Raw genomic sequence first — 13,600 nt, forward strand, 5'->3', positions numbered from 1 at the left:
GCCTTAACACCCCGGCAGCTTTAATACCGGCGCGGCAAGTCGCGGAAGGCGTCAACAGCTGCCCGCCATCAAACAGCATCAACGACAAGACAGGGAAACATGGGAGACCTGGCCATAGACTTCTGCGGCGAGTGGTACGAGCCCACCGACGAGGACATCTTCAACATCGGCCGCGAGGGCGACCTGGAAGTCGACGACAACCCTTACCTGCACCGACGCTTCCTACAGATCGCCAGGTATGACGGCATCTGGTGGCTCAGCAACGTGGGCAGCCGCCTCTCCGCCACGGTGGCCGACGGATCCGGCGGCATGCAGGCCTGGCTCTCGCCCGGAGCCCGGCTGCCGCTCGTCTTCAGCCACACCAACATCATCTTCACGGCCGGACCCACCACCTATGAATTCGCCGTCCACCTCAAAACGCCGTCTTTCCGGCAGGAGGTGAGCAGCGAAACCAGCGGCGGTGACACCACCATCGGCCCGGTGGTCTTCACGGACTCGCAGAAAGCCCTCATCGTGTCGCTTGCTGAACCCATGCTCCGGCGCGAAGGCACCGGATTCACCGCGATTCCCTCCTCCGCAGAGGCGGCCCGGACCCTGGGCTGGGCCCTCACCCGGTTCAACCGGAAGCTCGACAACGTGTGCGACAAACTGGACCGTGCCGGAGTGGCAGGCCTCCGGGGAGGCGGCGGCAAGCTGGCCACCAACCGCCGGGCACGGCTCGTCGAGCACGCTGTCACCTCACACCTGGTCACAGCCAGCGACCTGCACCTCCTGGAAAAGATGCGCGGAGACAGCGAAGCATGAGAATCCGACTTACCCTGCGCCGGGATCCCGCCGAGGCTAAGGACCTGGCAGTCACCGTGGACGGCCGCGCTACCGTCGCGGACATCGCCACCGAGCTGTGGACGGCGGACCCCGCGCGGCGGCAGCAGCCTGCTCCGCCGAACCTCTCGCTCCGGATCGACGAGGCATTCGTTGCCGGCGGCATGCGCGGCATCGTCCTGGACCGGACGGACAACCTCCTCGAGTCGGGACTGCGGCCCGGGTCGGTCGTTTCGCTCACCCAGGTCAGCGACCAGTTCGGGAACCCCAACGACGCCGGCCCGGCCGCAGACCGCGGCCCCGCCGCGGCGACGCTGCGCATAGTCTCGGGGCCCGACGTCGGACGGGAATTTTCCCTGCCCTCCGGCACCAGCTACATCGGACGGGACCGGGACGTGGACGTCCGGCTTTCAGACCCCCTGACGTCGAAGCGGCACGCCCGCATCACCGTGGGGGAGAGCATCGAAATCGTCGACACGAACTCCGCCAACGGCCTCCAGATGGACGGCCTGCCGGTCACCCGTGCCACGCTGAACTCCTCGGACACCGTCACGCTGGGAGACACCGAGCTCACCGTGGTGCCGCTGGCGCGCAGCGGCGCGGCAGCTCCGACGTCGCCCCTGGTGGACTTCAACCGCTCCCCGCGCGTGATCCCCCGGTTCGCCCCGGCCAAGCGCGTGCCCCCGGCCGGACCCAAGCGGCAGGAGCACCACCCCTTCCCATACATCATGCTGATCGCCCCGCTGATGATGGGCGCGGTGCTGTTCACGGTGACCCAGAGCATGACGTCAGTACTGTTCATGCTGATGATGCCGCTCTTCCTTGTGGGCCACTACGTGGACCAGAGGCTGCGAAGCCAGCGCGAGCGCAAGGAACAGCTGAAGCAGTTCCGGGCGGCCATGGCAGCCTTCCGGCAGGACACCACCGAGCTGCAGCGCGTTGAGCGGGCGGTTCGGCTCCAGGAAGCGCCGTCCGTCAGTGACACTGTCGACTCCATCTACAAACTGGGTCCGCTGCTCTGGACCCACAGACCGGAGCACTCCGGGTTCCTGGCGCTCCGGTTCGGGCTCGGCACAGTGCCGTCCCGGATTCCGTTCGAGGAGCCGAATACCTCGGAAACCGAGACAGAGTACCGGCGCGAGATCGAGGGCTGCCTGGACCAGTTCCGGCAGATCGAGGGCGTGCCGGTGGTTTCACAGCTGCGATCCGCCGGCTCGTTCGGCCTCGCCGGGCCGCGCGGACTCGTCGATGACGTGGCGAGGGGAGTGGTGCTCCAGCTCGTGGGCCTGCATTCACCGGCGGAAGTAGCTGTTGCCGCCATCACCTCGGCCCGGTCCCGGGAACGCTGGAACTGGCTGCAGTGGCTGCCGCACGTCGGCTCGAGCCACAGCCCGGTCAGCGGCGACCACCTGGCTGCCGGCTCGGCAGGCGGCACCAGCCTGCTGTCCCGGCTCGAGGACCTCGTGGAACTCCGGGAAACTGCTATGCGTTCGCACGGCCCAGCGCAGGGTCCCGCGCACCGCCCGGGCATCCCCGACGAAACCGCGGATGTTCCGGCGCCGGTGCTGCCGTCGGTCCTAGTCATCGTCGAGGACGACGCGCCGGTGGACCGCGGCCGGCTGACCCGGCTCGTGGAGCGCGGACCCGATACCGGGGTCCACGTCCTCTGGGTGGCCGCCGGCGTCGAATCCCTTCCGGCCGCCTGCCGTGACTTTCTTGCGGTGGACGGCGAGCACGGGAACACCACCGGCCAGGTCCGGCTGGGACGCCACACCTACCCCGTGAGCTGTGAAAGCCTCGACGCCGAACTGGCAGGCCAGCTGGCCCGCATGCTCTCGCCCGTGGTCGACGCCGGTAAACCGTTGGAGGACGACTCGAACCTGCCCCGCGCCGTCTCTTACGCGACTCTCATCGGCAAGGACTTCCTGGAAAATCCGCAGGCCGTGGCGGAACGCTGGCAGGAGAACAACTCCGTCCGCTCCACCGCCGTCGCCAACCGCAAGGACAACGGCTCGCTGCGTGCCCTGGTGGGTTCCAAGGGTGTGGAACCTCTCCACCTGGACCTCAAGAACGAGGGGCCGCACGCGCTGGTGGGCGGCACCACCGGCGCCGGCAAGTCCGAGTTCCTGCAGTCGTGGGTGATGGGCATGGCTACCGCGTACAGCCCGGACCGCGTCAGCTTCCTGTTTGTGGACTACAAGGGCGGCGCCGCTTTTGCCGACTGCGTCCACCTGCCGCACACCGTGGGCCTGGTCACCGACCTCTCGCCGCACCTGGTGCGCCGCGCACTGACGTCCCTGCGGGCTGAGCTCCACTACCGGGAACACCTGCTCAACAGGAAAAAAGCCAAGGACCTGCTCTCGCTCCAGCGCGAGGCGGATCCCGAGGCCCCGCCCTACCTGGTGATCGTGGTGGACGAATTCGCTGCTCTGGCCACCGAGGTGCCCGAGTTCGTGGACGGAGTCGTCGACATCGCCGCCCGCGGCCGGTCCCTCGGGCTGCACCTGATCCTCGCCACCCAGCGCCCCGCCGGCGTCATCAAGGAAAGCCTGCGCGCCAACACGAACCTTCGGGTGGCGCTGCGAATGGCCGACGAGGACGACGCGACGGACATCTTGGGCGTGCCGGACGCCGCCTACTTCGACCCCTCCATCCCGGGCCGCGGCGCGGCGAAGACCGGTCCGGGCCGCATCCAGGGTTTTCAGACCGGCTACGCCGGCGGCTGGACCACCGAACGCCCGCAGCGTCCGCAGATCGACATCGTGGAAATGGCCTTCGGGTCCGGTCCTGCCTGGGAAACACCGGCCGCCGACACTGCAGTGCAGGACGAACCGGCCGGGCCCAACGACATCGCCAGGATGACCGCCAACGTCATCGCCGCGGCGGACCTGCTGGCCATCGAACCGCCGCGGAAGCCGTGGCTGAACGAACTGGCCACCACCTACGACTTCTCGCTGCTGCCGAACCCGCGCACCGACGAACGGCTCCTGCTGGGCGTGGCGGACGACCCCGCCCGCCAGGACCAGCCCACCGTCTTCTACGAACCGGACAAAGACGGCAACATGGCCATCTACGGCACGGGCGGTTCAGGCAAGTCCGCGGCCCTGCGGGGCATCGCCATCGCCGCTGCCGTCACGCCCCGCGGCGGCCCCGTCCACGTTTACGGAATTGACTGCGGCTCCGCCGGGCTCAAAATGCTCGAAGAACTCCCGCACGTGGGCGGGATCATTGACGGCGACGACGTCGAACGCGTGGGCAGGCTGCTGCGCTGGCTCAGCGACCTCGCCGAGGACCGGGCGAACCGTTTCGCTGAGGTCCGGGCCTCCACCATCGGGGAGTACCGCACGCTTGCCGGCCTGCCGGACGAAAAGCGCATCTTCGTGCTGGTCGACGGCATGTCGGCCTTCCGCGAGGCCTATGAGTACAGCAAGCTCTCCGGTCTCTGGGACCTCTTCCTGCAGTTGGCCACCGACGGCCGTCCCCTGGGCATCCACCTCGTTGTTACCGGTGACCGCCCCAACTCCGTCCCGGCGTCGTTGCTTGCCTCCATCCAGCGGAGGCTGGTACTCCGGCTGTCCGCCGAGGACGACTACCTCACCATGGACGTGCCTAAGGACGTCCTGGGCAAGGCTTCGCCTCCCGGGCGCGGGCTGCTGGGCGGTCACGAGGTGCAGCTCGCCGTCCTGGGCGGCAACTCCAACCTGGCCCTGCAGGCGCGCGAAGTCCACAAACTAAGCGAGGCCATGCTCCGCCAGGGCGTGGAGAGGGCCCCGCGGATTGAACGGCTGCCCGAGCAGATCGACCTGGACATCCTGCCTGCCGGCCTGCCGGACCTTCCGGTGGTCGGCGTGGACGACGAAACGCTGCAGCCCGCCACACTCATGGCCAAGGGCCCGTTGCTGCTGTCCGGCCCGCCCGGCGCCGGCCGGACCGTTGCCCTGGTGACCCTGGCCTACGCGCTGCGCCGGTCCAACCCCGGCACCGAACTGGTGTACCTTGCCGCCAGGAAGTCCGCCGTGGCGTCCCTGCCCGTGTGGGACCGCTCGCTGGTGGGGGCCGACGACGTCGAGGAGGCGGTGGCAGCGCTCACGGACCACGCATCGGCCAACCCGGGCAAGGTTGCCATCTTCATCGAGGGTCTCACGGAGTTCACGGGAACCCTGGCCGAGTCAGGCATCGAAAGGCTCGTCGCGGCGTCCATCAAAGCCGACCAGTGGGTCGTGGGGGAATCCGAAACATCCACCTGGTCCTCAGCTTGGTCGCTGGCGCAGCCGTTCAAGTCGGGCAGGAGGGGACTGCTGATTAACCCCGGCGACATCGACGGCGACAGCCTCCTCAACACGTCACTCGGACGCGTCGGCGGCGGCTTCATTCCGGGCCGCGGCTACATCATCGGCAGGGGCAAGGTGCGCAAGCTCCAGATCGCGCTGCCGCCGGAAAACCGGCAGTAGTTGAGTATTGGTTAATTTGGTGCGCCGCGGGGGACTGTAGGAAGATACCCGGGACAAAACTCGGCGGGGGAGGGTCCCGCGCGGCTGCAAAGGTTACCCCATGATCCGTCTTCCTCTTCTGCGCGGCGCGCTAGTGCCCGGAACTGCCGCTGCCATGCTGGCTTTCACGGTGATGACCGGGGCCGCCGGAGCTGCCCAGGCAGCCTGTTTGCCGGAGGGACCGTGCCAGGAGTCGCCCGCGCCTGTGACTCCGCCGTCGTCCGGTTCCCCGGCGCCGACGACGGCGGCGCCCGTTCCGACGAATGCCCCTGCGCCGCCGCCGGCCCAGAAGGCGCCGGTCGCACCGGCTCCGGCGCCCGCGCAGCCGGTGCGACCGGCTGCGCCTGCGGCGCCGGTGCAGCCCGTGGCACCCGCGATGCGCATGGCTCCTGGACCCGTCACACCCGTGCCTGCTCCCGCCGCCGTCCCGGCAGCGAATGCCGGGGTTGTGGCCGCGGTGCCCGCTGCAACACGGCCCGTGACCACCCCCTCTGCCAGCCCGGGCCCGTCGTCGTCCGAGTCTTCTGCGTCGTCCGTGTCTTCTGCGCCGTCTGTGTCTTCTGCAGAGTCCAGCTGGACCAAACCGATCGCCACCCCCGCCGCCAGCCAGGCCGCCGCCGTCGTAGTCGCGGACAAGGGGTCCGGCCTCGGCATCTTCGGCCTGTTCGCCGTCATGGGCGGCGTGCTACTGGTGGGCCTGGGCGGACTGGCCTTCGCCCTGTGGAGCCGGAACCGCCCCGGTCACTGGTAAAGGCTTTCGCCGGCGCCGGTTTAGATTGGCACCCGGCATACCCGGCATACCCGTCATACCCGGCATCCCCGTCACGGGAGGCCCGGCACGTCCGGCATCCCGTCACGGGAGGCCCGCGGCCTCGGCAAAATGTCGGGGCTGTAAGGCAAGATAGGTCTGTGAGCACACCATCAGGCCCCACAGAGCAGATATCCAGCACAGAGCAGACCTCCAGCACAGACAGCGCAGCCACCGCAACTGACCAGCTTGAGCCGGGAGCCACTCCCTCTGAGTCGGTACGGGATGAGTACCAGAACCTGGCGGACCTCGTCCGGAAGTACCGGTTCGCGTACTACCAGGAGGACGAGCCGCTCGTTTCGGATGCCGAGTTCGATGCTCTCTTTCGCCGGCTGGAGGAACTCGAGGCGCTGCATCCGGAGCTCGTTTCCAATGATTCGCCCACCCAGGAGGTTGGCGGGGAAGTGTCCGCGGCGTTTGCCGCCGTCGAACACCTCCAGCGCATGTACAGCCTCGAGGACGTGTTCTCCCTTGAGGAACTCCAGGCCTGGATCGCCAAGGCGGAGGCCGGGGTGGCCAAGTCCGGGAATCCGGAGGCTGCCTGGCTGACCGAGCTGAAAATAGACGGCCTCGCCGTGAACCTGCTCTACCGGGACGGCAAGCTGGTCCGCGCGGCCACCCGCGGCGACGGCACCACCGGCGAGGACATCACGCACAACGTGCTCACCATCAAGGAGATCCCGCAGCAGCTCAGCGGCAGCGGTTTTCCCGCCGAAATGGAAATCCGCGGCGAGGTGTTCATCCCGTCCAAGGCGTTCGCCGAATTTAATGAGGCACTGATTGAAGCGGGCAAGGCGCCGCTGGCCAACCCGCGGAATGCCGCGGCCGGTTCGCTCCGCCAGAAAGACCCGGCAGAAACCGCCAAGCGCCCGCTCCAGATGTTCGTCCACGGCATCGGCGCGCGCGAGGGCCTCCAGGCCGCCAGCCAGTCTGAGACCTACCGGCTACTGGCGGACTGGGGGCTGCCGGTCAGTCCGTACTTCGAGGTTCTCGGGAGCCCGGCAGAGGTGCTGAAGTTCATCGAGAACTATGGGGACAAACGGCACAGCCTGCTCCACGAGATCGATGGCATCGTGGTAAAGATCGACGACTTCGCCACCCAGCGCGCCCTGGGCTACACCACGCGGGTTCCGCGCTGGGCCGTCGCCTACAAGTACCCGCCCGAGGAAGTGCACACCAAGCTGCTGGACATTGCCGTGAACGTCGGGCGCACCGGCCGGGTTACGCCGTTCGGAATCATGGAACCGGTCAAGGTGGCGGGCTCCACCGTGGGAATGGCGACCCTGCATAACCAGGACGTGGTCAAGGCCAAGGGCGTCAAGATCGGCGACATTGTGGTGCTCCGCAAAGCCGGCGACGTCATTCCGGAGATCGTCGGCCCGGTGCTGGCGCTGCGGGACCAGCAGGACCCGCCGGTGCGTGACTTCGTCATGCCCACGGAATGCCCGTCCTGCGGCACGCCGCTGGCGCCCGGGAAGGAAGGCGACGTGGACATCCGCTGCCCCAACGCCAAGTCCTGCCCGTCGCAGCTGCGTGAGCGCGTGTTCCACGTTGCCAGCCGGGGAGCATTCGACATCGAAGCGCTCGGCTGGGAGGCGGCGATCGCGCTGACCCAGCCGACGGAGCCTGAGGTCCCGCCGCTGGTCAGCGAGGCGGCCCTTTTTGACCTGACGCCGGAGGACCTTGAACCGGTGAAGATCCGGCGCGAGAAGCGGTCCAAGGGCGTTCCCACCGGAGAGTTCGAGCTGGTGCCGTACTTCTACAGCAAGGGCACGGCCAAGACGCCGTCCAAGCCCACGGCCACCACCGGGAAGCTCTTCACTGAACTCGAAAAGGCCAAGACCCAGCCTTTGTGGCGCGTTCTGGTGGCGCTGTCCATCCGGCACGTCGGCCCCCGCGCATCGCGCGCGCTGGCCAACCATTTCGGCACCATGGACGCCATCCGGCAGGCCTCCGAGGAAGAGCTCGCGGGTGTGGATGGGGTCGGCCCCACCATCGCCGCGGCCCTCAAGGAATGGTTCGCCGAGGACTGGCACATTGAAATCATCGACCGCTGGGCGGCAGCCGGGGTCCGGATGAAGGACGAACGTGACGAGTCCACGCCGCGCACCCTCGAGGGGCTGACCGTGGTGGTCACCGGGACCCTGGAAGGCTTCAGTCGCGACGAGGCCAAGGAGGCCATCCTGGTCCGCGGCGGCAAGGCAGCAGGGTCGGTGTCGAAGAAGACCAGCTATCTGGTGGCCGGCGACAACGCCGGCACCAAGCGGGACAAGGCCGAGCAGTTGGGTGTGCCCGTCCTGGACGAGGACGGTTTCCGGGAACTGCTGGCCAACGGGCCCGCCATGACTGACGGGGATGGCGCTGCTGCTGAAGCCGAAGCCGAAGATCCTGAGGCAACCCCTGCCCCGAGCGAAGAGGATTCCGAATGACGCTCGATACCGCAAGCCCGTTGGACGTACCCGGGCTCCTCGCCGTGGCCAAGGCCGCCGCGGCTGCCGGTGCCATGGTGCTTGGCGAACGAAGCAACGGCGCCCTGGACTCGGGGACGGTGGCCAACAAGGGCGAGGCCGGCGACTGGGTCACCGCCTTCGATGTTGCTGCCGAGGAAGCGGTGCGCACGGCAATCCGCAGCGCGCGCCCGGGCGACGCGATCACCGGCGAGGAGCACGGGACAACACGCCCCGAGCAGCCGACCGGGCTGCGGTGGTCCATCGATCCGCTCGACGGCACCACCAACTTCATCCGCAACATCGTCTACTACGCCACCTCAGTGGCGGTTGCCGATTCCGACGGCGTGTGGCTCGCCGGCGTCGTGCATGCCCCCGCGCTGGGCCGCGTGTACTACGCATCCAGGGGCCAGGGCGCCTGGCTGGAGCAGGACGGGAAGCGGGTCCAGCTCACTGGCCCGGTTCCCGGCCGCACCGGCCAGATCCTGTCCACAGGCTTCAGCTATGACCCAGAGGTGCGCGCGGAGCAGTTCGCGGCGCTCGGCAGCGTCGTGGACGGCTTCGCCGATGTCCGGCGGCTCGGCTCCGCCGCGTTGGATCTCTGCATGGTCGCGGACGGAACGGTCGATGCCTTCGGCGAGCGGGGCCTGAACGAGCACGACTTTGCCGCAGGCGCGCTGGTGGCCGAGGAAGCCGGCTGCTGGGTGCGGCGCCCCCGGCTCACCAGCCCGCTTGAAGGCGGGCCCTCCGCCGAGGAACGGCTGTCCGCCTGGACGTGCGCGGGGACCCTCGAGATGTCCGGCAGGTTCCCGCTGTAGGTCGCATCCGCCGCTGCCCGGGCCGAATGCAGCCCGGGGGTTCACATCCGCGGCGGGGTCAGGTTGTAGCGCGCAATGATGTCCGGCAGCCAGGGCGCTTCGGCGAAGCGGAGGCCGAAGTGGGCCGCGAGTTTCTCGACCGTCTCGGGGTCCGGCAGTCCGGCCTCGATGTGGTTGGCAACGCCCCAGAAGAAGTGCTCAAATCCTGCCGGGCTGATCACCTCAATCATGCGGGCGGGCACCTTTCCGGCGTTCCACATGGTGTGAAGTTCATTCCGTGGCTTCGTGATGTACCCGCCCGCGCCCAGGACTGCCTCGCGGTCTCCGGACCGGAACCCTATCTCGCCCTCGATGACGATCGAGTATTCGTCTTCGCGGGTGTGGATGTGCGGGGGCACCAGGGCGCCGACTGGGAACGGGTGCTCCACAATGGACAGTTGCTGGTTGGTGTCCTCGCCAAAGAGCTTGAACACTATGCCGATGCCGCCGAGCGTTGCTTCCCTGCCTTGTCCGGGCTGCACGACGGTAAGTCGCGGAGCCGCGTCTTCGTTCATGGGCTCATCCCTTCTTTCCGACAATGGTGTTGAATATCTGGTGCAGGAAGTATGGTCCCGCCGGCACTGCGGGTCTACACCCAAAACAAAGCAGTGGATCCTGCGTGCGTCAACGCGGACCTGATAGATCAGTCACGGAAACAGCTGTTTCGCAGGGCGCATCGGCTGGACGGCACTACCATTGACGGGTGCAGCCGCAGATCACCGTCCGTCCCGCCGTCCCCGCCGACTTTGCGGCCATCGCCCGCATCACCAGGGACGCTTACCTGGCGGCCGGCTACTTCGACGACGCGGATCACCCGTACATGAAGCAGATCCAGGACGTGGCCGCCCGAGCGGAGAAAGCCACCATCTGGGTGGCGGAGCGCGCCGGCACGATCGTTGGTTCGGTAACGCTGGCGCTGGCCGGTGAGAAGTATGCCGATATCGCGCTGGACGACGAGCTTGAGTTTCGCATGCTGGTGGTGGATCCGGCCGTGCAGCGCAGCGGCGCCGGCTTAGCTATGGTCGAAGCGATTATTGCGCACGCCAGATCGCTGGACGGGATCCGTGCCGTGGCACTGACCACCGGCGGGGACTGGGAAAGCGCCCACGGGCTGTACCGGAAGACAGGCTTCCGCCGGGTGTCCGAGCGCGACTGGTATGTGCCCGGCACCGACATAAAGCTGCTGGTTTTCAGGCTGGACGTCCAGCCCGCCTAGAGTGGAGCCGACTTAAAACCCCTAGTGAAAGGCGCAGCAGCATGCGCAAGACGTTCGGCACCGGCTCGGTCTGGGAACAGAAGCTCGGCTACTCCCGCGCGGTCCAGGTGGACAACACGCTCTACATCTCTGCCACCTCTGCCAGCGGCGAGAACGGCATCGTCGGCAGCGACTTCTACGAGCAGACCCGGTTCATCCTGCAGAAGCTGGAAACCGTTCTGGCCGACGCCGGATTCGCGCTCGCCGACGTGGTGCAGTCCAAGCTGTACCTGACGGATATCAGCAAGTGGGAGGATGCCGGCCGTGCGCACGGCGAGGTCTTCGGCGAGATCCGTCCCACGCTGTCTTTGGTCCACGTGCTGCCGTTCCTGGACTCGGAAATGCTCGTGGAGATCGAGCTCGTCGCGCAGAAGAGCGCCAGCTAGAACTTCCCCGCCTGCAGCGCGAACTGGCAGCAGACGCCCTCAAATCCCGGTTTTGAGGGCGTTACCTGCCAGTTCGCGCTTTTGTTTTCCCGACGCCGGTCCTAGGCCATATGCCTGTCTCGCCCGCCGCCAAATTGTCAGTGGGGCGTGAAAGGCTTCGGGTATGGAAAGCGGTGCAGCTGTGGAGACGGTGGAGGCCATCGACGCCTCGGTCTCTGCGCTGGCTGCCTTTGTTCGCCGCGCGACGGGAAACGCGGTCCCCGGGACAGACGGTGTGGCTCTCACGGGTGATCCGGACAGCGCAGGTGTTGATCCGTTGCGGGACCAGGCTGACGCCCACCTGGACGGCCTGGCTGAGCTGGCCAAAGTCGAGGCTCAGCTCGCGGCGTTGAAGGTGCAACTCGTCGCCGGGTACGCCAAGGTCGAGAAGGCCTTGGCGTCGCCGGCCGAGTCCCCGCAGGACCGCACCGTCAGGGAGATGGCTGTGACCTCGGAGATCGCGTGTGTCCTGACCATCAGCGAACGCGCCGCCAGTGCACTGCTGTGCGACGCGCTTGAACTGACCACCGTCCGGCCGCTGACGCTGTCCGCGCTGCAGGCAGGGGCCCTGTCGTGGCAGCACGCCCGGATCATGGTCGACGAGACCGCGAATCTCGATCCTGCCGGGGCTGCGGCGCTGGAGGCACACTTCCTGGACCCGGACGCGCCGGAGGGGGCCCGCGGCATCCCGGCAGGGGAGCTTGTCCCGTGCCGGTTCCGGACGAAGGTGCGTACCTGGCGGGAGCGGCACCACCCGGTCAGCATCGAAAAACGCCATGCCCGCAGTACGGCGGACCGGCGGGTGGAGTACGCCCCGGACCGTGACGGGATGGCCTGGTTCTCGGCCTATCTGCCCGCGGACCAGGCGGCTGGCATCTGGGACCGCACCACCGGCGCGGCGCGGGCCATGCAGGGACCGGACGAGGCTAGGACCCTCACCCAGCTCCGCGCCGACGTCACCTCAGCCTGGCTCCTCACCGCAGGCCTCGAACAGCTACCATCCGCCATCCCGGACGCAGCCGGTGAAGGCGCTGCGGACGGCAGGTTCCCCGGCAGGGATTCGGCCGGTTTGCTTCCTGCCGGTGGTGTGCCCTCGCCCTTGGCCCAGGTTCTGGTCACCGTTCCGGTGCTTTCCCTGCTCGGCGTGACCGAGGAACCTGCCATGCTCGACGGGTATGGGCCGATCCCGCCGTCAATGGCCCGTGCACTAGTCGCCGATGGGGCGACTTCGTTCCGAAGGGTGCTGATAGACCCCCGCGACGGCGCACCGTTGGAGATCGGACGGACCAGCTACCGCATCCCCAAACCACTGCGGCAGTGGCTCCGGCTTCGGGATGCCAAATGCACGTTCCCCAGCTGCAACAACCATTCCCTGGACAACGAGGCCGACCATCTCCTTGCCTGGGCCCGCGGCGGACCCACCGGGATCAGCAACCTGGCCCAACCATGCCCCAAACACCACAGGCTCAAACACAACTCTGCCTGGACACCCACTGCCGCCAGCGCCAAGGATCCACCGGGATGGACCTCACCCACGGGCCGGTACTATCCCAGCGAGCAACCCGACTGGGAACCACCACATTTGCCACCACAAATCCAATCTATGCTCAAGGCGCTTGACCCCGGCGTGCCCGAACACCCCCGTGTGCCCGGAACCACCGACTTGGCCGAAAGCTCCGCTCCTCCCGAGACTGCGCCGGGGACAGCAAGGGAAGCAGCCTAAAAGGCGAGCTGGTACTACGCGAACTGGCAGCAGATGCCGTCAAATCCCGGTTTTGAGAGCATTACATGCCAGTTCGCGCTGTTTGGAGGGCTACTGCGGGGGGAGGCCGTAACGGTGTTCGGGCCGCCCGGTGGTGCCGTAGCGGAGCTGGATCTCGACGGCGCCATCATCCGCGAGCGAGGACAGGTACCGCTGCGCGGTGGCCCGGGACACGCCAACCCGCCGGGCGACGTCGGCCGCCGAGTACTGCTCGCCGGGCACCAGTGATTCCAGCACAGCAGCCTCCGTCGCGGATCTCGGCTTGGCCGACGGTGAGACGTCACCGGGAATGAGCGCCCGCTTCGCCCGCTCCACGGTGTCCTGGTCCAGGGAACCGGGCTGGCCGAGGATCCGCCGGTACCGGGCATACGAGCGCAGTTGCTGCGACAGGGATTCGGCCGTGAAGGGCTTGAGCAGGTACCCGAGGGCGCCGCGCCGGAACGCAGTCCGCAGCGACGCCGCATCCGACGCCGCACTGAGAATCATCGTGTCCACGTCCAACTGATGCAGGAGGTCAAGGCCCGAGGCGTCCGGCAGGTACACGTCCAGCAGCACGAGGTCCGGGCGCAGGCTGTGGATGGACTGCAGCGCCAGCGACGCCGAACCCGCCGGGGGCAGCGCCAGGAACCCGGCCACGGAGTCCACATAGGCGGCGTGGAGCTTGGCGACGTGGAAGTCGTCATCCACGATCAGCACCCTGAAATCCTCAGACATCCTCGTCCTTCCGTCCGGTA

General features: G+C 67.7%; 11 protein-coding genes. 8 read left to right on the plus strand and 3 right to left on the minus strand.

Features of this window, described 5'->3' with window-relative positions; translation table 11 throughout:
• Positions 1–99: 99 nt before the first annotated feature.
• Together LFT45_RS07545 and LFT45_RS07550 are read left to right on the plus strand one after the other, a co-directional pair.
• Entirely contained in the window at positions 100–804 is a 705-nt protein-coding gene (locus LFT45_RS07545) for a hypothetical protein (protein ID WP_236807771.1), read from the plus strand.
• Positions 801–5,273 carry an FtsK/SpoIIIE domain-containing protein gene (locus tag LFT45_RS07550; RefSeq protein ID WP_236807772.1) on the plus strand — a complete coding sequence of 1,491 codons (4,473 nt, stop codon included), beginning with the start codon at positions 801–803 and terminating at the stop codon, positions 5,271–5,273. The genes LFT45_RS07545 and LFT45_RS07550 overlap by 4 nt, the downstream gene beginning before the upstream one ends.
• 93 nt (positions 5,274–5,366) lie before the next feature.
• Here the strand turns inward: LFT45_RS07550 and LFT45_RS07555 are convergent, their stop codons facing one another.
• Positions 5,367–5,894 (minus strand): hypothetical protein, encoded by a 528-nt coding sequence (locus LFT45_RS07555; RefSeq protein WP_236807773.1) that lies wholly within the window; start codon positions 5,892–5,894, stop codon positions 5,367–5,369.
• Here LFT45_RS07555 and LFT45_RS07560 point away from each other — a divergent pair.
• From LFT45_RS07560 to LFT45_RS07570, 3 genes are all read left to right on the plus strand, one after another.
• Positions 5,866–6,063: a hypothetical protein gene (locus tag LFT45_RS07560; RefSeq protein WP_236807774.1), complete on the plus strand. Its 198-nt coding sequence runs from the start codon at positions 5,866–5,868 to the stop codon at positions 6,061–6,063. The two genes, LFT45_RS07555 and LFT45_RS07560, sit on opposite strands and share 29 nt — an antisense overlap.
• A 158-nt stretch (positions 6,064–6,221) precedes the next feature.
• Entirely contained in the window at positions 6,222–8,549 is a 2,328-nt protein-coding gene (gene ligA, locus LFT45_RS07565; protein WP_236807775.1) for an NAD-dependent DNA ligase LigA, read from the plus strand.
• A complete protein-coding gene (locus LFT45_RS07570; protein WP_236807776.1) occupies positions 8,546–9,385 on the plus strand; it encodes an inositol monophosphatase family protein in 840 nt (279 codons plus the stop codon). Before ligA ends, LFT45_RS07570 begins: the two co-directional genes overlap by 4 nt.
• A 41-nt stretch (positions 9,386–9,426) precedes the next feature.
• On the opposite strand, the gene LFT45_RS07575 is transcribed toward LFT45_RS07570, so the two are convergent.
• The gene (locus tag LFT45_RS07575) at positions 9,427–9,939 is read right to left on the minus strand and encodes a cupin domain-containing protein (protein WP_236807777.1); all 513 of its coding nucleotides are present in this window, start codon (positions 9,937–9,939) and stop codon (positions 9,427–9,429) included.
• A gap of 188 nt (positions 9,940–10,127) precedes the next feature.
• Here LFT45_RS07575 and LFT45_RS07580 point away from each other — a divergent pair, with 188 nt between their 5' ends.
• From LFT45_RS07580 to LFT45_RS07590, 3 genes are all read left to right on the plus strand, one after another.
• The gene (locus LFT45_RS07580; protein ID WP_236807778.1) at positions 10,128–10,640 is read left to right on the plus strand and encodes a GNAT family N-acetyltransferase; all 513 of its coding nucleotides are present in this window, start codon (positions 10,128–10,130) and stop codon (positions 10,638–10,640) included.
• 41 nt (positions 10,641–10,681) lie between these two features.
• Entirely contained in the window at positions 10,682–11,065 is a 384-nt protein-coding gene (locus LFT45_RS07585; RefSeq protein WP_236807779.1) for a RidA family protein, read from the plus strand.
• A gap of 163 nt (positions 11,066–11,228) precedes the next feature.
• Entirely contained in the window at positions 11,229–12,827 is a 1,599-nt protein-coding gene (locus LFT45_RS07590; protein WP_236807780.1) for an HNH endonuclease signature motif containing protein, read from the plus strand.
• 90 nt (positions 12,828–12,917) lie between these two features.
• On the opposite strand, the gene LFT45_RS07595 is transcribed toward LFT45_RS07590, so the two are convergent.
• On the minus strand, positions 12,918–13,580 hold the full coding sequence (locus LFT45_RS07595; protein WP_102970760.1) for a response regulator: 663 nt from the start codon (positions 13,578–13,580) through the stop codon (positions 12,918–12,920).
• Positions 13,581–13,600 lie beyond the last annotated feature (20 nt).

Source organism: Arthrobacter sp. FW305-BF8 (genome assembly GCF_021789315.1).
GTDB lineage: Bacteria > Actinomycetota > Actinomycetes > Actinomycetales > Micrococcaceae > Arthrobacter.

What these genes read in the sequence shown, in the direction of transcription:
- LFT45_RS07545 (WP_236807771.1), top strand. Translation starts at nt 100, where the DNA reads ATGGGAGACCTGGCCATAGACTTCTGCGGCGAGTGGTACGAGCCCACC.
- LFT45_RS07575 (WP_236807777.1), bottom strand. Translation starts at nt 9,939, where the DNA reads ATGAACGAAGACGCGGCTCCGCGACTTACCGTCGTGCAGCCCGGACAA.
- LFT45_RS07570 (WP_236807776.1), top strand. Translation starts at nt 8,546, where the DNA reads ATGACGCTCGATACCGCAAGCCCGTTGGACGTACCCGGGCTCCTCGCC.
- LFT45_RS07550 (WP_236807772.1), top strand. Translation starts at nt 801, where the DNA reads ATGAGAATCCGACTTACCCTGCGCCGGGATCCCGCCGAGGCTAAGGAC.
- LFT45_RS07590 (WP_236807780.1), top strand. Translation starts at nt 11,229, where the DNA reads ATGGAAAGCGGTGCAGCTGTGGAGACGGTGGAGGCCATCGACGCCTCG.
- LFT45_RS07585 (WP_236807779.1), top strand. Translation starts at nt 10,682, where the DNA reads ATGCGCAAGACGTTCGGCACCGGCTCGGTCTGGGAACAGAAGCTCGGC.
- LFT45_RS07595 (WP_102970760.1), bottom strand. Translation starts at nt 13,580, where the DNA reads ATGTCTGAGGATTTCAGGGTGCTGATCGTGGATGACGACTTCCACGTC.